The 19,656-nt window shown below is 53.8% G+C and carries 13 protein-coding genes and 1 pseudogene; 6 read left to right on the top strand and 8 right to left on the bottom strand.

Going from position 1 to position 19,656, the window contains the following annotated elements; translation table 11 throughout:
- Window positions 1-213 precede the first annotated feature (213 nt).
- Window positions 214-2,358, bottom strand: coding sequence for a M3 family metallopeptidase (locus PVA48_RS14920; RefSeq protein WP_180975186.1), 2,145 nt, complete (start codon window positions 2,356-2,358; stop codon window positions 214-216).
- 121 nt (window positions 2,359-2,479) lie between these two features.
- Between PVA48_RS14920 and cimA the strand changes: the two genes are divergently transcribed.
- Window positions 2,480-4,114, top strand: coding sequence for a citramalate synthase (cimA, locus tag PVA48_RS14915; protein ID WP_102722259.1), 1,635 nt, complete (start codon window positions 2,480-2,482; stop codon window positions 4,112-4,114).
- Between the two features lie 100 nt (window positions 4,115-4,214).
- Here cimA and PVA48_RS14910 read toward each other — a convergent pair whose 3' ends face one another.
- The 5 genes from PVA48_RS14910 to PVA48_RS14890 form a co-directional block, all read right to left on the bottom strand.
- Window positions 4,215-4,595, bottom strand: coding sequence for a hypothetical protein (locus PVA48_RS14910; protein WP_146021124.1), 381 nt, complete (start codon window positions 4,593-4,595; stop codon window positions 4,215-4,217).
- 6 nt (window positions 4,596-4,601) lie between these two features.
- Entirely contained in the window at window positions 4,602-4,919 is a 318-nt protein-coding gene (locus tag PVA48_RS14905) for a hypothetical protein (RefSeq protein ID WP_146021125.1), read from the bottom strand.
- A 608-nt stretch (window positions 4,920-5,527) separates the two neighbouring features.
- Window positions 5,528-5,971 carry a hypothetical protein gene (locus PVA48_RS14900; RefSeq protein WP_146021126.1) on the bottom strand — a complete coding sequence of 148 codons (444 nt, stop codon included), beginning with the start codon at window positions 5,969-5,971 and terminating at the stop codon, window positions 5,528-5,530.
- A gap of 3 nt (window positions 5,972-5,974) precedes the next feature.
- A complete protein-coding gene (locus PVA48_RS14895; protein ID WP_423231976.1) occupies window positions 5,975-8,932 on the bottom strand; it encodes an RHS repeat-associated core domain-containing protein in 2,958 nt (985 codons plus the stop codon).
- A 41-nt stretch (window positions 8,933-8,973) separates the two neighbouring features.
- A complete protein-coding gene (locus tag PVA48_RS14890) occupies window positions 8,974-10,983 on the bottom strand; it encodes a hypothetical protein (protein ID WP_423231975.1) in 2,010 nt (669 codons plus the stop codon).
- Window positions 10,984-11,032: 49 nt separating this feature from the next.
- Here PVA48_RS14890 and PVA48_RS14885 point away from each other — a divergent pair, with 49 nt between their 5' ends.
- From PVA48_RS14885 to PVA48_RS14865, 5 genes are all read left to right on the top strand, one after another.
- Window positions 11,033-11,743 (top strand): hypothetical protein, encoded by a 711-nt coding sequence (locus PVA48_RS14885; protein WP_215709540.1) that lies wholly within the window; start codon window positions 11,033-11,035, stop codon window positions 11,741-11,743.
- A gap of 80 nt (window positions 11,744-11,823) precedes the next feature.
- On the top strand, window positions 11,824-12,207 hold the full coding sequence (locus PVA48_RS14880; RefSeq protein WP_146021163.1) for a hypothetical protein: 384 nt from the start codon (window positions 11,824-11,826) through the stop codon (window positions 12,205-12,207).
- A 268-nt stretch (window positions 12,208-12,475) separates the two neighbouring features.
- Window positions 12,476-12,688: a DNA/RNA-binding protein gene (locus PVA48_RS14875; protein ID WP_012421062.1), complete on the top strand. Its 213-nt coding sequence runs from the start codon at window positions 12,476-12,478 to the stop codon at window positions 12,686-12,688.
- 247 nt (window positions 12,689-12,935) lie between these two features.
- A complete protein-coding gene (locus PVA48_RS14870) occupies window positions 12,936-14,012 on the top strand; it encodes a P-loop NTPase (RefSeq protein ID WP_102722351.1) in 1,077 nt (358 codons plus the stop codon).
- A 140-nt stretch (window positions 14,013-14,152) separates the two neighbouring features.
- Entirely contained in the window at window positions 14,153-15,529 is a 1,377-nt protein-coding gene (locus tag PVA48_RS14865) for an MATE family efflux transporter (RefSeq protein ID WP_102732577.1), read from the top strand.
- Between the two features lie 30 nt (window positions 15,530-15,559).
- On the opposite strand, the pseudogene PVA48_RS14860 reads toward PVA48_RS14865, so the two are convergent.
- A pseudogene (locus PVA48_RS14860) lies at window positions 15,560-18,387 on the bottom strand (DEAD/DEAH box helicase).
- Between the two features lie 35 nt (window positions 18,388-18,422).
- Window positions 18,423-19,625 (bottom strand): Eco57I restriction-modification methylase domain-containing protein, encoded by a 1,203-nt coding sequence (locus tag PVA48_RS14855; RefSeq protein ID WP_423231974.1) that lies wholly within the window; start codon window positions 19,623-19,625, stop codon window positions 18,423-18,425.
- Window positions 19,626-19,656 lie beyond the last annotated feature (31 nt).

Here is a 19,656-nt window from a genome sequence, read left to right as displayed (position 1 = left end):
GTTGGTTGCAAGCTGGTGCCGGAAGATGCGGCAGAGCGAGCAAATTTTGCTTCTTTTTCTCATAAAGTCAACGCAAAGATGTGTTCTGATTCTTGTGAAATATCCGTAACCTTTGCATATTGAAGGGATAATTTAATTAAACAAATGTATAATATGTTGACTCCTCCATGCTCCTCTGCGGAGGCGGAACGGCGCTCCTCTCCGCGCCTTCGTTCAGGAGGCCAGCCGCCTCTTGCGGAGCATGGCGTCCATGCGTGGTTTTCTGCCCATGAAATCCATGAACTGCTGCATGGGCGGGACCGTATATCCCTTTTCCAGAATGGCCTTACGGAATTTCCGGGCGGTTTCCCTGTCCGGTCCTCCGGCCCGTTCAAAAGCTTCGAAAATGTCCTTGTCCAGAACTTCCGCCCAGCGGTAGGCGAAGTAAAAGGAGGCATAACCCGCCGGGGAGGAAAACAAATGGCGCGCCGTGCGCAGCTTGCCGGTTCGTTTGAAATCCTTGAAATAATCCATGTCTCCGGCTACGGCGGCGTCCACCTCGTCCAGGGGGCCGGCGGCGAAGCGTTCCGGGTCCGTGTGCACGGCCAGGTCCATTTTTGCGTACAGGAGCTGCCCGGCCAGGGCGAGGGCGGGCGTATTGCCGCGGGAAGCGTCCAGGGAGCGCAGCATTTCCTCCGGAATGGGGAGCCCCGTTTTTTCATGGCGCGCGAAGCTTTTCAGCACGTCCGGATGCCAGCACCAGTTCTCCATGAACTGGGAGGGAACCTCCACAAAATCCCGCGGCACGCTGGTCCCCGCCAGGGAGGGGGTGGAAACCCGGGTGAACATCAGGTGCAGCAAATGGCCGAATTCATGGAACAGAATCCTGGTCTCCTGATGTGAAAGAAGCACCGCGGCTCCTTCTGCGGAGGGATGAAGGTTCAGGCAGACCATGCCCAGGCGGGGCTTGCCCGGGTTTTCCCGCGTGGCCGGGCTCCCCGTGTCCAGCGCGTTCATCCATGCTCCGGCCCTTTTGCTTTTGCGGGAAAAGAGGTCCAGGTAAAAGGATCCCAGGCGGTTGCCCCTGACGTCCTCAATGGTGAAAAAGCGCACGTCCGGATGCCAGGTCCCCACGGCTCCTGCGCCTTCCCCTGCCGGAACCTCCGCCACGCGGATGCCGTATAACTGCTCCGCCAGGGAAAACAGGCCGTCCAGCACGCGGGGAAGGGGGAAGTAACGGCGCAGTTCCTCCTGGTCCAGCCGGAACTGTTCCTTTGCCTGGAGGCTGGTGTAATACGCCACGTCCCAGGGATTCAGACGGGCGTTTTCCTGTCTCGTGAGACGGGCCTTGAGTCGGCGCAGCGCTTCCATTTCACGGAAAAAGGGGGCTTTTACCTTGTCCAGCAGCTCATTCACGAACTTCATGGCGTTTTCCCCGTTTCCCGCCATGCTCTCCCGCAGGGCGTAATCCGGATACGTTCCATACCCGCACAAATGCGCCTTTTCACGGCGCAGGGAAAGAATCTCCCGGATGACGGGTTCCGTATCGCATGCTCCCGTGGCGACGGTCTGGAGATGTTCCCATAAATCCTTCCGGCATTCTTCGCGGTGCGCCTTCTCCATCACCCGGGCGGAAGCCGCGGAATCCAGCGTAAACGTCCAGCCCGGGCCGGAATGGCCTGGGCTGCGTGACTGGAACTCCTCCCGCGCCTGTTGAAGAGCGTTGTTGTCTATCCCTTCCAGAAAGGCGGCGTCCCGCACCGTCCAGGTCCAGGACTTCCGCGCGTCCATGTACAGATTGTTGAAACGCTGTGAGGCGAGAGTCAATTCCCTGTCAATTACCTCAAGCCGCGCGCGCTTGTCCGGCGGCAGGTCCGCCCCGTTGTCCCGGAAGCTCTGCATGGTCAGCTCCATGTACCGTTTCTGTTCCGGGCCCGGATTGGTCTGCCGCAGGCGTTCCTCAGCGATTTTCAGGACGTTCCACAGGGCCTGGTCCTTCGTGACGGAGGAAAGGAAGGCGGACACGCGGGGCGCAACCGAATCCATGGCCTTGCGCAGTTCCGCGCTGTCGCACAGGCTTTTCAGGACATAGGCCTTGCGCATGCCTTCCATGAGGAGGTCATTGCTGCATTCCAGGGCGCCGAACGTGTTTTCATACGTCATTTCCTCCGGTTGGAGACGGCTGATCTCTTCCACGGCGGACCGGGTGAGGCGCATCGCTTCCCGGATGTCCGGTTCCAGCCTGTCCGGGGTCAGGCGGTTCCAGCAAATGGGGCGGCTCTTGTCCAGAAAAGGGTGGGTGGAAGAATCCGCCGGAGAGGGAAGGGCCGCGGAAAGAAAAAGGAGAAGGAGATGGAAAAACTGCCTGGGTAACCGCATGGCGGCTATCCTACCGGAAGCCCTCTCCCCCTTCAAGCCTTGTGCTTTTCGTGTCTGCATCCGGGGAAAAACCGGGCCCCGGTCTTGAACGGAACCGCGTTTGCATGTATGAACAAAGGCGATGTCCACCAAAATTTTCCTCTATGATACCACGCTGCGCGATGGAGCGCAGAGTGAAGACGTCAACTTGAGTGCGACGGACAAGGTCCGCATCGCCCGGCAGCTGGATTATCTGGGCATGGACTACATTGAGGGCGGCTGGCCCGGCGCCAACCCGGTGGAGACGGAATTTTTCAAGGCCATGAAGGACGTGGAGCTCAGGAATGCGAAGCTGGCCGCCTTCGGCAGCACGCACCATCCGTCCAGTACGCCGGAGACGGACCCCACGCTGAACGCCCTGGTTTCCAGCGGCGCGCGGGTGGCCGCCATCTTCGGGAAATCCTGCCCCCGCCATGTGGAAGTGGCGCTGGCCATCTCCCGGGAACGCAATCTGGAAATCATCGGCAACTCCATCTCCTTCCTTAAAAAGAATTTGGAAGAAGCTTTTTTTGACGCGGAACACTTTTTTGACGGCTTCAAGCGGGACCCGGAATACGCCCTGGCCGTGCTCCGCGCCGCCCATGAGCACGGCGCGGACTGCCTGGTCCTGTGCGATACCAACGGAGGCACCATGCCGGAGGAAATCGGTTCCATCATCCGGACGGTCAGGGAACGCCTTCCGCATGCCGCCCTGGGCATCCACGCCCACAATGACTGCGAGCTGGCCGTCGCCAACAGCCTGGCCGCCGTGAACAGCGGGGCCGTCCAGGTGCAGGGCACCGTGAACGGCATCGGGGAACGCTGCGGAAACGCCAACTTGTGCTCCGTCATTCCCAACCTTCAGTTGAAGATGGAGGGCTTTTCCTGCCTCAGTGACGCCTCCCTGACGCGCCTCAAATCCACCGCCGCCTTCGTTTCGGAAGTGTCCAACCTGGCCCCCTTCCGGCGGCAGCCCTTTGTGGGGAACGCCGCCTTCGCCCACAAGGGGGGCGTGCATGTGAGCGCCATCATGAAGGACTCCGCCCTGTACGAGCACATTGACCCCTCCCTGGTGGGGAACGCCCAGCGCGTGCTGATGACGGAGCAGGGAGGCAAAAGCAACATCCTTTCCCTGTCCCGTACCTTGGGCTTTGAACTGGAGAAAGGGGACCCGCTTCTGGACGTGCTCTCCGCCGCCGTGAAAAAAAACGCTGCGCTGGGGTATGACTACGTGGCCGCCCCGGCCAGCGCGGAACTGCTCTTCCTGCGGCACATGCCGGACAGCGCGCTGAAGCCGTACTTCAACATCCTGCGCACCGTGGTGCTTACCTCCCGCCATGAAATGGATCCGGACATGATGGTGGAAGCCTCCCTCAAGCTGGACGTCCACGGCAACGTGGAGCACACCGCCGCCGGAGGCTTCGGCCCCGTGCATGCGCTGGACCGCGCCCTGCGCCGCGCCCTGACGCGCTGGTACCCGGAACTGGAACAAATGCACCTGATTGACTACAAGGTGCGCGTGCTCTCCCCCACCCGGACGAACATTCCGGACGCGGCGGAGGAAAATGGCACCGGCTCCAATGTGCGCGTGCTCATTGAATCCTCGGACGGCGTCGCCACCTGGACCACAGTGGGCGTCTCCTACAACATCATTGAGGCCAGCCTGGAAGCCCTGGCGGACGCCGTCACGTACAAGCTCTACAAGACGGAGCAGGCCAGATGGCGCGCGGAATGCTGATGGACAGGCTCCCTGGAAGCTGACTGCCTGACGATCTTATATTCTCTCTGAAGCGCACGGCGGCTTCCGGCAGGGAGAGAAGGCGCGCTCCGGATAAAATTCATTTGAATTTTACTTCCTCCGGTGTTGGCATATCTTCCGGCAGGTCAAAAGGAAGGACTACAGGACAGTTGTAATCAAGTATACCGGGCTCCTGCTTCATGGTCAGGGGACGGCTTTCAGGTTTAAAATGAAATACCTGGGCATTACTTGGGAATTCAGTTGCATAACGATGATGTTCTACATCATACATCAATGTCCAGTTAACGGCGGAAAAAATGCCGTACCGTTTATTCGTTCCATGCTGATCCCTTCTGGTGTATTCGCCCAGCAGGGCGATTCCCTGGACAACCACGCATAAATAAGGGTAGCTTCCCAGGTTTGCGGATTGTTGCCGTCCATTGCGGAAAATGAGTTCCTGACTGAATGGAATGATCAGCACTGGAAGCTATCCTTTGGAACCGGGCCATTCCGGGAATGCAGATAAATACCTCCATTCCCGCTGTATGACCGGCAGTTGATTTCTCATGACCGTCCATAAATAATTAAGGCAAAGAGGCTGGTTTAACATCATCCATAATAGATGGGGAGGCATCGTATTGCGGTTGTAGGCCTCTACAAATTCCTCGCCGCAGCTGCGTACAAAACTCAATTCCCAAAGCTGGGAGGTCAAGTTAAAGCTTCGTTCCATTTCACACCATTCCACCAGCCGCCGATAGCTGTAAATGTGGCTGACCTCCTCCCGGTTAATTTCCACCAATACCATCTTGTTGTTTGAAGACGGCATAGAGAGCAAATTGGCGTCGGCATGGATCGGTTGGGCTAGTATCAACCCAAAAAAATGCAACAAATGAACACAACGAAACAATTAACAAATATCCTTTTCATTTTTCCTTCTTGGAAAATCTTATTATAATGTAAATCAATAAATATGTCCGTTCATTATTGCAATTGAATTTAAAAATCTTCCACTTGATAATGTATTTTATGTAGAGAAACTCTTTCTTTGAAATGGTTATATTTTTCTTTTTCTGGATTGCATCAATCTTTGTTGAAATCTTGTTTCACGAGAATTTTTATTACCGTTTTCAAGGATTAAAAAAACGGGAATTGACTAAAAGTTCGACTTTTTATTTTCCAATAGGATTCTGATTTCTTCCGTTTCCTCATCCTGTACCTGTTCTGTCATCCCTCTGTTTTTGCCAAGATCCATGAAATAGTAAATAACTTTTTGTAAATCAGATGGAATCTCATTAAACGCGAACCAGGGATAGGAAGAAGAGAATCGAAATTAAGTAATAATTAATGGAATATATTCCATTAATATTTTATGATTGCATTTGTGTCTACAATAAAAAAGAATCCTATATTTTTCTATTTCGAAAGAATAAGTTTAATGTATGGTTTGATGATTTCTTTTATTGTTTTTTTCCTATCCTCAGAAAGATCAATTGGCATATATTCCGGAATATCGCCCATTGGAGTAATATCAATGGAGTATTCTCCTTCCTTTTTGCTAATAATATTTAATGATAAAGAATAGGAAGGATATACATGGACACCTTTATTTATTAATGGTTTTTTATAAGAAACAGTTGTCAGTAGATTAGCTATACGTTCTTTATCGTTATTTTTTAACTCCAGTTCTCTTTTTCCTTCGTCGTCGGAATAATATAACTTAATGCTGCTACAACATTTAGATATTTTTACTATTTCTTTGAAGGTGTTTTTTTGCATTTCAATTATATCTTTATCTTCCCCATGAGAAATCGAGGTAATTAAAAATAATATAGATAATACTATAGAATATTTTTTCATAAACTATATTTTTATTTGAGGATAAATCTCATCTACTACTTTTCTTGCAGATGTTTCTCCACCACAGGAAGGAGCTGCAGACCTTGTTGCACCTTTTTTAACACATTCGTCAAAATTAGGAATTGTATTATGCAAAACCTTACATCTACCATCATATTTATATGCTACTATTTCTCTCTTTACCATTTCTCTACATCCTGTCTTGCCAGGCCTTTCGCATTCCTGATATGCATGAATATATTCATGTGTTAAAATTTGCTCTAATGTTGTTTTGTTTTTAATTTTATTGTAATAAATATTTATGATATTTTTTATTGCATAATAAACACCTAAAAATGTAGACTTTTTATTCAGATTGCACATACATATCGTTGAAGGCAATGCACATTTTTTATTACTTTTTATAGCTTTAATTGAAGCTTTTAGATATCCGGAAGGATTATTCAATAAATATTGAACTTCTTTAGTGCATTCTTGGTAGGTTATTTTTCCTAATAAATCAAAATCAATAATAGAATTATTTCTTACAAACCCATACAAATTCCGCCCACCCTGTTCCGAGATAGGATCCCTGCTAATCCATCTTCCGTCTGTGGGATTGAGATAACGGTAATTATAATACACAAGTCCCAGTTCGTCGTCTACATATTCACAGGAAAAACGAAACTTGTTTTCCTGAGCCATGTCTCCTTCAGTAGCCAGCAGATCACCAAAGGATGCATATTCATAGAGAGCCCTTCTCGTCTGCTGTCCGTCGAAGATGGAAGTAACATTTTTAATGGCATCGTATATGAAGTAAAAATGTTTATCAATTTCCTTACCGCTGTTCTTCCAATAGTTCACTGCCAAAAGGCGTGTGGCCATGGGTTCCGTCGGGTCCCACAGGTAGCTCTTTACCAGCAAAGGTTCGGGATGCGTCAAATCCAGTTCAGCTACCTGCAGGTAGTCCCGGTACAGGAACCGGCAATGGCTGGATACTGCCCCATTGACGGAGACCTTCTTCTCGAAGCGCCTTCCTCGGTAGTCGTAGCCGCAGGTGATGGTTGTTCTGCCATCCTGGCTGGTGAAGACGATGGGGCGGTCGTTGGCGTCGTAACTGATTTCCCAGATACCTGTCGAGGTCCTGATGCGGGTCTGGTTGCCGTCGGCGTCGTAGACGGGGGTAAAATGTTCTTCTCTCCCGGCAATCTCCGCGTACTGGTTAAGACAGTTGGCATCGTAGGATACTTCCTCTTCCAGTTCCCGAGCGGTTTTGCGGTTGCCGATGTTGTCGTATCGGTAGCTGAAGCATCCTCCCCGGCTGATCCGGTCTTCCACCAGCTCGCTGCGGCCATTGTAGGTAAAATCTCTTAGCGCGGCAGGAGTGGCGACATCCCAGGAATCACGTCGCTGAATGGGACGCCCCAGGGCGTCGTAGTCGTATTCGTGGCCGGCTGCCAATTCGCCGTCCGCTCCCTTCCTGTAACCGATGGCGGTTACGAGGTTGAGCCTGGGATGGTAGGTATTGCAGCGGGCCATGCCGTTGGGGTAGGTGAGATAGTTGAGGAAGCCGCTGGTTGGATTGTACTGCCAGGTAAAGGGATACTCCAGTCCTTCCAGATTCATCCCGATGATGGCACCTTTGGAATCGTAGTCAAGATGAGAGTGCTGCACCGTGCGTGTGCCGACCATCAGGCGGTAGCCTTCAGAACGTCCCAAGACATCATATTGTTCCTGAATGGAGCTTTCTACGGTTCCAAAGGAAGTGTCCTGGATTATGCGGCCATAGGCATCATAGGAAAGTTCCCTGATTCCGGAGGCGTCCCGGACGGAGGTCATTTGTCCGAGGTGGTTGCAGGAGAACTCCCATCCTGGCGTACCGTCACTGTGGGAGACGGAGACGAGTTCCCCGGTGAGAGGAGCATAGGCGTAGGTGGTGGTGATTCCTCTGGCCTTGGTCAATGTCTCCAGACGGTTGAGAGTGTCGTAGGTTTTCGAGACACAGGACCCGTCTGCATAGGTCTTCTTGAGTTCAAGCCCCGTAGCCTCGTCATGGAGCCACGCGGTGGTGTCTCCGTCAGTACGGCCGCAAGGATCGGAAGTGATGTCTCCCTCATCTGCCCGGAAGGTAGTCAGGGAGACCATGTGATCGGCTTCGTCGTAGGCGAAGCAGGCCGGCTGGGTGGCGGTGCCGTACTTGGCCGTCTTTCTGCCGCGTATGTCATAAGAATAGCAAACTGTTCCCCCCAGGGCGTCGATGATGCAGGCGGGATTGTCACAGCAGGGCGAGTAGCTAGTGGTAGTCACGTTTCCTGCAGAATCGGTAGTTTTGACAGGACGTCCCGCAAGGTCGGTTTCAGTCGTCGCGGCATTGCCTCTGGAGTCCGTCTGCTTGAGAACCATGCCCGTGGAGGCGTAGGAGCGGGTTTGTGAGGAACGGATTCCGGAGTGGTCGGTCTGGCTTACGGTAAAGCCGTCCACGACAAGAGACTCGGCTACCATGTTTGAAGTGGGAATGCGGCTGAACCGGGTGCGCCTGGTAGGAGCGGTGTACTCCGTCCACTCGACGCTCTGCTGTCCGTAGACGTCCGTGGAAATGGTCTTGCTTTCCAGGAGGGGATTGAGCAGGGAAACCATATTCTCCGTGATTTGAGTAAGGGGGAGACCGTCGGCATTGTAGGTGGTGGAAGTCTGCACCTGGCAGACGCCGTCTTCCCGGAACCGGTAACAGGAGGAGTGCTCAGTGATTCTGTTTTTAGCAGGGTTATCAGGATGTAACTCGTCCAGCAGGACGGTTTTCTTCATGGCCTGCCCCAGTTGGTTGTATTCTGTGATAGTAGGAGCAAGGTTCTCCGTTTGAGATCGGATCAATTGTCCCTTGTCATTGTATGTATTACTGGTGACGATGAACCCTCCCTTCGTATTGGGCTGTTCCTGCCGGACGGTCTGTCCAAAGCCGTTTTCCAGAGACCTCGACAGCACAACTCCCTTGGACAAGGTCGTGGTCAGGATGCCTTCTTCGGTTAGTTCCAGCTGGGTCTCCATCTCTCTTTGCCCTGTTCCTCCTTGTAAGGTGGTTGTGCCGTCGTAGTAGGTTCGAGTGACCAGGGTAGCCCCTGCAGAGTGGTGACGGTGGTGGTGAGTCCGTCTTCGCCGTACTCGGTTCGGGTGGTGCGTCCCAGTAGGTCTATGGAGGAAACGACCCGTCCCTGATCGTCGTACTCCGTCCTTTCCGTCGTCGTCATCGGACCCACGTCGCGCCGCACGGCGATCGTCCTTCCCGCCGCATCATAGCTGTAGGAGGTAATCATTTCAGGGGTGGTTTCTGTCGCCGAGCGGATGGTTTCCACCAGCTGCTTGGCCGTGTTGTAGCCGTAGCTGGTGGTGATGCCGTCTTCGTCGGTTTCCCTCAACGGGCCGCAGCACATCCACTCAGTCGTACTGACTCTGCCGTTGCCCTTCGTCGTCTTGACGAGCCTCTGTTCGTCATCATATTCATAGTCCTCCGAGGCAATCAGCGACCAGCCTTCTCCGGTGTGAACGTATTGTTCTTTCCTGGTAGTGGTGCCGTTTTCAGCGATGTATTGCACGTTTCGTGTACTTTGTCCCGGAACGATGCTTCCGTTGGCCTGCACGGTCTCCGTCACCTTGTGGACGGCCCCGTATTCCGCGGTGGCTTCGTAAGTATAAACGGTTTGCACCCCGTCAATACTCTGGCTCATCTTCCGCCTGCCCCGGGCGTAGGGATACTCCGCTGCCTCCCCATAAGTCTCTTCCACGCGGGTATGAACCTGGTCGCTTCCCAGCGCGGTTTCCGTCACGGTCGTGCGGCTGGCCTGCGGACTGTCTTCATAGGTATAAGTGCGTTTGAGAAGCGCCGTTTCTTCTCCATTCTCGGCAATAATTACTTCGGTTTCCGTGGCGGGCCTGAAGTCGTTGAAGCGCAAGTCGGCGTAAGTCGTGCGTGTCCCCTTTTCGCCGCCTCCGGCCCAGGGAGCAGCGGAAAGCACGGTTCTGCCCTGGTCATCGTACTCGTAGCGCGTGTACCCTCCATCGGGCTTGATCTCCAGGGACACCCGGAACTGGTCGTTGTAGGTGTAAAGCGTAGTCTGGGCCAGAGGGGTGTTGTAGCCCTGGGTGCTGCTGATGGTCAGCCAGCCTCCCTCGGTGTACTTCTTGACTGTACGCGTGCAGGAAGAAGGTGTTTCCTCGTTGATGCCCTGAATAGTTTCAATGCGCTCCCACTTGGAACCGGGCAGCACGTTTTTCTCCACCGTTCGCACGGTGCGCTCATCCCCCTCTCCCTGAATGGTCGTCACCTTGTTGCCTTCCGTCCTTCGCTGCGTCCGGAAGACAGGCATCCCCTCCCTCTGTTCGGCGATATCCATCACCTGCACGCCCTGGTCGTCACTCAGTTCATAGCTGACCGTCTTGTAGGGAGTTCCGGTGCCGGCAAAGCCGCGCGCATTCTTGCTCACCTGGCCGGGAGCGTACCATTCCAGAGTGAGCCTGTTGCCTTCCGGAACCGCCTGGAGCAGTCCCCGGGACTTGGACCAGATGCTTTGGATGGCTCCCGTGGAAGGATGGCGGTTCACCTTCATCTGCCGGGAATAAGCTTCCGCCGTGGTTTCCACGCCGGAGGCGGAAACCATGGAGACGACCTTTCCGGTGGCTGCCGAGAAGCGCAGGGTGCGCCCATTGCTCTGGACCATGTCCAGATAGGCGGGAGAGCCGCCGGTGCAGGGAGACTTGTCGGCATTCAGCTTCCGAACCTTGTAGTTCAACTTGCGCGAACTTCCTGAGACGGAGGCTCCGGCATGGCCGTCAGAACTCTGGAAGGAGATGGAACTGCCCGTGGGTCGTTTGACGGAGATCTGTCCGGTTTCGGGATTGCAGGAGGCGCTCCATTCGAGGGGATGCTTGTAGCGCAGGGTGATGGAAGAGAGGGCGGAAGGTTCGGCAAGGGTGCGGAGAAGCGTGGGATTACCTCCTTCACTTCCGCCTCCGGAATCGCCCTCGCCCACTTCAAGCAATCCTTCGCAGTCGTCGGCTCCATCCGGGTTGCCGCCGAAGAAATGGGAGGTGTTCTTGCTGCAATCGGACTGTTCGACGTCTTCGTCACAATCACAGGAACAGGGACATGGACAACCTCCTTCCTCCGGCTCGCTGGAGGAAGAAGAGAGGGAACTTGAACTGCTGCTGGAAGAAGAGCTGGAGCTGGAAGAACTCGATGAACTTGACGAGGACCATGAAGAACTGCTTGACGAGGAAGAGCTGGAGCTACTCAAGGAACTTGAAGACGAAGAACTCGAACTGCTGGAGGACGACGAACTGGAAGAAGAACTGCTGGAACTGCTGGAACTGCTGGAACTGCTGGAACTGCTGGAACTGCTCGAGGAAGAGCTGGAAGACGGAGCGCTGCTGGAGGAATCCGGCTCCTGGGGCACCAAGGAACTGCTGTGGAAACTGGAAGACGACCAGCTGCTCGAGGAACTGGACGAGGAAGAACTGGAGCTGCTGGATAGAGACGAACTGGAAGAAGAATCCGGAAGCTCGGGAGCCGAAGAACTCTGCTGGGAGCTGGAAGACGAGCTGTTGGACGAGGAAGAACTCGAACTGCTGGAAGAGGAACTGGAGCTGCTGCTTGACTTGGGGTCAAACTCAAAGGAATCTCCTCCCCCTGCCGAGGAACTGCTCGACGAGTTCCCTTCCTCCTCTTCCTGGTACAGGTTGACCAGGGTTAGCACGGTTTCTCCTTGCCTGCTGGGAGGCGTGTTTTCCGCCAGCAGGTAATAATCCAGGTCGGGCTCGCCTTCCTTGTCGCACATTAAGGCAATGCAGAACTCGGCTTCCGACCCCTGGTCGGGCTGGTGTTGATGGACGATGTGGCACCAGTAATATCCCTGGTCGAACTGGATCTGGCGGCGGAGAGGGGTGGAAGGACCCGGCTCCGTGGAGAGTTCCAAATCCTTGGCGGGAATGGAAAGGGAGATGGAAGAGTGGGCGTGGAGATGGAGAAAACAGGTGGAGGGAGCCATGACCTTGAGGTATCCGAACCATTCGTGCCGGGTGTTGTTGGAAGCAGTTCGTTTGGGGATAAGGACGGGAGCGGAGAGGCCGTTGACCTGGAAGTCGCCCTGGGGCTGTCCGTTGGGGTACATGGGAATGAAGGGATAGACGGTGTCCATGGCACCGATGTTGAAAGTGTTGTTCATGGTAATGAAATGATGTTTGTTCAATGGTTGCGACTACCATGAATCAAAAACTAACAACGTAAACACGTCGGGAACGTTACCTCTAAATATTAAAGTTTATGAGGGAAAATTTGACTCCTTTTCAATCACTTTCAATCGAAATTTGGATATCTGAAAAGAGGTATAAATGAGGAAACATGGCGAATGAAAGAGGGATATAAAAATTTGTTGAAAGAGAGAACCCGGGGATTCCATGGCAAATAAAACATTGACCCGCCGAGAGGGAAACTCTATCCTGAAAGCCTCATTCAACCGGAGGAAGATTACAGCCGTGGAGGACGATATTATTTGTACAGAAAAAATCATTGCGGAACGCAAGACGTTCTTTCTTGATCTCAAACAGAATGCGCGCGGCAAAGTGGTGCGTATTACGGAAAAGGTGAGTTCCAACCGGGACCGGATCATGGTTCCCGCGGAAATTCTGGATGATTTCATCGCCGCTCTCCAGGATATCCGGGAAACGCTGAAGCAGCAGGGGGAATAAATCCCCCTGTTTTTCTTCTTTTTAACGATAGCGGGGCTGTGGCTGTCCGCATTTTTCAGGTATCCGGATAGGTGAATATCCGGCAGGCAAAAAGTTGCTTTGTCTGAATTAGGCGTTGTCAAAAATAAAAAAGGGAGTATTTTTGCTTCCCGGTTTTGCCGTCCCCTATCTCTGTATTCCGGCGCATGCTGCGCTCCGGAGGCGCGGGGGGCGGAATGTTTATGGCAACCACTAGTATTTCAGACACATGACGACACAACAGGAATTGACTCCGGAGCTGATACGGGCCGCGCTGACCACGGTTAAATTCCCGGGTTTCAGCCGCGACATCGTATCCTTCGGGCTGGTGAAGAAGATCGACATTGACGCTGAAAACAACGTCACGATTGATTTGGTGATTGAGAGCAAGAATGCGGATATTCCCCGTTACATTTTTGAAGGCGTCCACGGCGTGATGAAGCATTTGCCCGGCGTGAAGCATTGCGACGTCAACATTGAGCACAAGGCCCCGGAAGCCAAGAAGGGAATCAACGATGACCCCTCCACCTGGAAATCCTCCGTTCCCGGCGCCAAGCATGTGATTGCCGTGGCCTCCGGCAAGGGAGGGGTGGGCAAATCCACCGTTTCCGCCAACCTGGCGGTGGCCCTAAGCAAGCTGGGCTATTCCGTGGGCTTGGTGGACCTGGACATTTACGGCCCCTCCATGTCCCTGATGTTCGGCACCAAGGAACGTCCCGGCGCCAATGAGAATGACGAATTTCTTCCGGTAACGGCCCATGGCGTGAAGCTCCTTTCCATGGGGCTGCTGATTAACGAATCCGATCCTGTGGCGGTGCGCGGCCCCCTGGCGACGCGCTACGTGCAGCAGTTCCTGCGCAACGTGGCGTGGGGGGACGTGGATTTCCTGATTCTGGACCTGCCGCCCGGCACCGGAGACATTCAGCTCACGATTGTCCAGACGGCTGAACTGGACGGCGTAGTGGTGGTCACCACCCCGCAGGAGGTCGCGTTGATTGACGCCCGCAAGGCCATCGGCCTCTTTGAACGGGTGGAAACCCCCATTCTGGGCGTGATTGAAAACATGAGCTATTTCCAATGCCCTTCCGACGGCAAGATTTACCACATCTTTGGCGAAGGCGGCGGCGAGCGGGAAGCTGCCAAGCTGGGCGTGCCCCTCCTCGGCAAGATTCCGCTGGACATCGCCACCCGCTCCGGCGGGGACGAAGGCCGTCCTGTAGCTCTGGAAGACCCTGAGCAGAATCCGGTTTCCGCCGCGTTCCGCCAGGTGGCTGAACAATGCGCCCGTGTGGTGCTTGACCGCTGAATGTCCGGGCGGGGCAGGAGGCCCCGGTCCGGTTGATACCCTTAACCTTGAAGCCGGGTTGGAGCCTGCCGCTCCGGTCCGGCTTGTTTGCCGGCATGTTCCGGCTCCCTGAATGAGGAATGCATGGAAGGAAATAAAAAATGAATAAGACGTGGAATTTGAAGGAAATGAAAAAGTTGATACCGCTGGCCCTTCCGGTGCTGGTGGTCAACCTCTCCATTGTGGGCATGGGGGCGGTGGACGCTATTGTGGCCGGGCGCGCCGGCGTGACGGACATGGCCGCCGTGGCCCTGGGGTCTTCCGTGTACCTGCCCGTGGCTCTCTTCGCCTGCGGCGTGCTGATGATCATCGGCCCCGTGATTGCCAACATGCGGGGGAAAAGCCATGAAAGCCGCGTGGGCTACATGACCAACCACGGCCTGTGGCTGGCGTTGATGCTCAGCCTGGTTTCCATGCCGGTCATTTATGTGTTGAGAAATGTATTCGGCTGGATTTCCGATGACGCCGCCATGTGCCGGATGGCTTCCGCCTACATGTTCGCCATTATGTGGGGCCTTCCCGCCAACCTGGGGTTCGTGGCCCTGAAGAGCCTGAACGAAGGCTCCAACATGACGCGTCCCGCCATGTACGTGGGATTGTGCGGCCTGCTGCTCAACATTCCCCTGAACTACATGTTCGTCTTCGGCATGTACGGTTTTCCCCGCATGGGCGGAGCGGGGTGCGGCGCGGCCACGGCAGTCATTTTCTACATTGAATTCCTGCTGATGTTCCTGCTAGTTTACTTCAATCCCAAGCACAGGCCGTACCGCAGGCACATCATTTCCTGGCGGCGGCCTACGCCTTCCGTCATCACGCACCTGGTGCGTCTGGGCGTGCCGATAGGCGTTTCCCAGCTGTGCGAGGTGATGCTCTTCTGCGCGGCGGCTCTGGTGCTGGCTCCGCTGGGAGAGACTCAGGTGGCGAGCCACCAGATTGCCGGGAACGTGGGAGGCCTGGTGTTCATGCTCCCGCTCTCCGTAGGGCTGGCGGCTTCCATCCGCGTGGCGTACCATCACGGCAGGAATGACCTGGCAGGCACCAGATCCGCCATTCTGTCCTCCTACGTGCTGGTGCTCACCATCTGTCTGTGCACCTTTGGAGGCATCACCCTGTTCCGCGAGCAGATTGTGCACCTGTACAATGACTCGGAGCTGATTGTCAGCACGGCTTCCGTCCTGCTGGTTCTGGCGGCGGCCTACCAGCTTCCGGACTGTTTGCAGGTGCTTTCCGTCGGGGTTCTGAGAGGATTCCGGGACACGGCGTCCATTACCTTCATTACGTTCTTCTCTTATTGGATGGTAGGATTTCCGGCGTGCTACATCCTCGCCCGTACGGACTGGATTGTCCCGGCCATGGGAGCGCGCGGCATCTGGACGGGATTCATCATCGGCCTGTCCGTAGCGGCGGTGCTGTTGCTCTGGCGCGTCGTCCGTACCGTTAAACGGGAGTTTAAGATGATGCGGCTCCATGAACAGTAAGGGACGCTCCCTCCTGTTTTTATGGAGAGGTTAATTCCCCTCTTTTTCCGGGATTGCCTTCTCAGCAGGAATGAGTTTCCCTTGTTCCAGGCTTCGCGGGTAGGGGAAGAGTTTTTTCTCTTCGCCAAATTTTACGGTCATTCGGCCGGAGGATTCGTCCAACTTTACTACAATGCCCGTGCCGTATTCCCGGTGGGTAAGGAACGTCCCTTTACGAATACGCACGTTCGGAGCGGGCGGAGGTTCCTCTTCTTCCTCTTCCGGACGGCAGGCGATGCGGTCATCCGCCGTTGGGGAGGGAAGGGCTTTTTCCTCTACAGCGCCGGCCATGGAATCCTGCTGGGCCCCGGCCATCATTTCATAGTCTTCCCGGCTCAGGACGGTAGCGTACAGCCCCACGTTTTCCTCCGCGTGGCGATTGATACCCGTATAAACAAGACTGGCGTCTTCATACCGTTTGAACTTGTACACGGCATCATTCATCAGAGCTTCATTAAAGACGTTCAGGCTGACGAGCAGTTCAAAATCTTTTTCCGTCAGCCCGGTTACTTTCCGGAACAGATGCGGCTCCAGTTGGGTGATCACATCTTTCAGGCAGTATTCCCGGAAGTCTGACAGATACATGAAGATGGGGATTCTGGCGGCAAATTTGATCAGTTTCTGCTGTATCTGCCTGCGCAGGGATTTGATTTCCTTTTCTTCCTGTGAGAGGTCTTTTTTTTCCTTAGGGGTCAGATTGTCTTTTCCTTTGCGCATTCCTTTGACGGCATCTGATTTGTTGATAATGGTCTCAAGATCACTGTTCAGATTGCGGAAGCCTTCAATGCTCATCAGGGCATCCATGGCTTCCCGGCTGGCAAGCAGGCGCTGCAGGGTGACGTTATCCACATTGACCAGCAGGGCGCTTTCCCAGCGTCTGGCCAGCAGGGTGGCGCTGGTTCCCGCCATGGCCATATCCAGTATTTCCGCAGCTTCCACCTGTTTCATGGCGCTGCCGTCGTAGGCCAGCACGGGAAGAAAGCTGATGAACTCCTTCACCTTGGTTTCCGGATTGCCCGGGTTGGCGTTCAGGCGGCAGCTGTAGTCAGCTATTTGCTTAAGGGCGCGGTCCAGGGCAAAGTCAAAGACGTAGCAGTTGGGTTTGACGATTTCTTTTTCCCCGGCTGATCACTGTCCACCGTCCACGGGCTTTGCACCCGGAAGGCTGCCTGAAAGTAGGTTTCCGGGCTGGAGAGATTGCGCAGCATGAAGATGCCGGCCCAGGGCTTGACGGTAACGCCCGTGGTCAATTTGCCGCAGGAGAGCGTAATGGTTTTACTTTCCAGCGGATTGCCGCCCATGGCCTTCAACACGGGCGGCAGGGCGTTCGCCCCCGTGCCGGCTTCCGGTCCGGCGCAGACGATGACCTGATAGTCGTGGTAAAAGGTATTCTGACGTTGTTGCAGCAGGTTGTTCATGGCGTGGCAGGAAGCCACATCCGGCAGAAACCACAGGGTATGGTTGAGCAAACTCATCAGCCGGGTATCCGAGTAAGGCATGGGGGGCTTTTTGCCGCCCAGCTTCAGCTCATCCGTCGCCGCGGCATGATGGGAGCCGCGGATCAGATCCAGCCATTTCTGGACGTATTCTTCATGAATAAAACGGGCTTTATTCCCTTTCCCTTCCGCCTGGAAGAAGACGTTCAGGTCAAATTCGTTGAACTCTCCCCCCAGAGCGATTTGCCGGATGTCCTCCGGCACGCGGTAGGTAAGCAGCACCATGCGCGGCAGGGCGGCATACGGGTTATTTTCCCCCTGCCAGGCAGCCTTGGCGCGCTGTTCATCGGAATACGTCCAGCTGTAAATTTGTTCTTCAATAAACTCGCCGGAGTTCAGGGCGCGGAACGGCGTTCCGGAAAGGTACAGGTAGTGGTCCGCAGTGATGGGCAGATCCTGTTCATCGCAGACATTGCCGGTGTTGGTTTCCGGGGGCGCGGTGTTGTATTCTTCTTCCTCATCCTCCATCAGGAACAGAGCTTTGGCGTTTTCCTTCCACGCCCCAAAGTGGTATTCGTCAAAGATAACCAGATCCCAGTTGATTTCCCGCACCCATTCATGCTGGGGCTTGATGCCGCCCGTTTCCTTATTCACCCCCAGAAAGTCCTGAAAAGAGCCGAAGCACACAATAGGCTGTCCGGCGTCCACCTGCCGGTATTGCTCGTCAATGGGCTGGGCGTCCGGCCCTTGTTCCCGGCAGATGAATTGCCAGCCTTCAAAGTCCAGGTGCGTTTCCAGGTCTTCCTTCCACGCCGTCTGCACCGCCGGCTTGAAGGTCAGGATGAGCGCCCGGCGCGCGTTCAACCGCCGTGCCAGCTGGTAAGCGGCAAAGGTTTTGCCAAAGCGCATTTTGGCGTTCCACAGAAAACGCGGCGTGCGTCCATCCGCGCGTTCCGCTTTAAAGTAGTTCAGCGTCCGCTCCACGGCTTCCGCCTGTTCCGGGCGCATGGTAAAATCCCTGGTGCGGTTTTCCATGTTGGCCGTCCGGGTGCGCACCGCCAGCCATGCCGCCCTGATTTCTTTCTCCGTACAGCGGAACCATTCCCCGCCCACTCCCTCCACGCCTTTTTTCTCCAGCATCCGGTGTACGGCATGGTCCGTAAAGCTGCTTCCGTCTTCATACAGAGCCGGTTCCGCGAAGATAACCCGGTAGGGTTTCTTCCCTTCCGGCCTCAAGGTAGGGTACTGCTGCGCTACGCGTTTTTCCACATCCACCGCCGTGTACCCCACTTTCAGACAACCGGGATAGCTGGCGTCCTCATAGGCATAAATCATTGGCCGCGCATTCGTTCTTTGTTTAAAGAAACAATCGCTGTTTTCCATAGTTCTTTGTGTAAAAAACTCAATTGCCACGTGGGTTACCCTCCAATCTCCATAGGTTTAATCAATTTCTCAATATAGTCTATTTCTTCGCTTTTTAGAGAATACTTCGAATATAGCATTTCATCTGTCCAAGGTTTTTCAAAACCGACATAAGGGACAAAACAGAATTTATCTTTTGTTATATGAATGGACGAAAGAGCCTGTAACAGCAGGAAACGAGCAAATTTACTGGACATGAAAGAAACAAGGTTTTCTGCTTCCTGCTTTTTCTCAAACACATCCAAAATAAGGTATGTTTCAGTACAGGCTTCTTTTGGGTTGAGAATGCGTAATGAAGATAATATTTGATAATTCCCTTCGGATGTAGGCTTATTACCACCAGACATGGCATAGGTGATAATGACTTTATATTTATCAAGGATACTTTCCTTATCTGTCACAGTATTTTTGTGCAGATAGATGAACCCTTTGGAGGTAAGAATTTTAATAGTATTAATCCCGAATTCATTAGAACCACTAACAGTAGTTGGTAGATTGAAATAATTACGAGAGTAAACGACTTTGTTCATAAGTTTATCTTTACTTGCTAGAACCTTTCTAATGATTGTTAATGCAAGGTTGCTACGAACAAAGTAATCAAACTCATCCAAGGAGCGAATATTCTCTGAAGTGCATTCTCCCTCCTTTATGTTAACAACGGCACAGTCTCCCGAATAAGTGTTATCCCAAAGAAAATAGCAGATTCCTCCTGCAATATTTACACCAGGGAAGCAGTCTGCACTATTGGTAACATCTACAAGTTTTCTTATATGTTTTTGACCGAGCATAGTTGCTCGGAAGTCATCCAAACCCTTTCCTCCAGCATACCATCTTGCAGGGATGACCATAGACAAATATTTCGGTTTAAGTTTCATCGTTTGCTCAACAAATAAATGATATAATGGCTTGGCACTTGCTCCGTTGCCTCCATCATCAAGTTGATAAGGGGGATTGCCGATGATGACATCAAAGTTCATAGGAAACAGGTTATTCGGATTGTTGGCGTGGATGAATTCGTAAGCGTGGCTTTCCAGCCCCTCTTTTCGTGCCTGCTCTCCATAGGCGGCTTGAGAGGCACCGCAAAAGACGCATTTGCCGCCCCTCCAGGTGTGTGTGATGTGTTTGTAGCGGATGTTGCCGTCAGCATTGTCAAAACGAACGACGGAGTAAGGCCCATTGGGGTATTTGGAACAATACACTCCGCGGCGGGCGAGAAGGGATGTCAGCTCC

Source organism: Akkermansia sp. JRP_AM1 (assembly GCF_049262625.1).
Lineage (GTDB): Bacteria > Verrucomicrobiota > Verrucomicrobiia > Verrucomicrobiales > Akkermansiaceae > Akkermansia > Akkermansia massiliensis.
This window is presented reverse-complemented; position numbering and strand designations above follow the sequence as displayed.

Coding starts and splice junctions, on each gene's coding strand:
- PVA48_RS14920 (WP_180975186.1), bottom strand. CDS start 2,358: ATGCGGTTACCCAGGCAGTTTTTCCATCTCCTTCTCCTTTTTCTTTCC.
- cimA (WP_102722259.1), top strand. CDS start 2,480: ATGTCCACCAAAATTTTCCTCTATGATACCACGCTGCGCGATGGAGCG.
- PVA48_RS14905 (WP_146021125.1), bottom strand. CDS start 4,919: ATGGTATTGGTGGAAATTAACCGGGAGGAGGTCAGCCACATTTACAGC.
- PVA48_RS14900 (WP_146021126.1), bottom strand. CDS start 5,971: ATGAAAAAATATTCTATAGTATTATCTATATTATTTTTAATTACCTCG.
- PVA48_RS14870 (WP_102722351.1), top strand. CDS start 12,936: ATGACGACACAACAGGAATTGACTCCGGAGCTGATACGGGCCGCGCTG.
- PVA48_RS14865 (WP_102732577.1), top strand. CDS start 14,153: ATGAATAAGACGTGGAATTTGAAGGAAATGAAAAAGTTGATACCGCTG.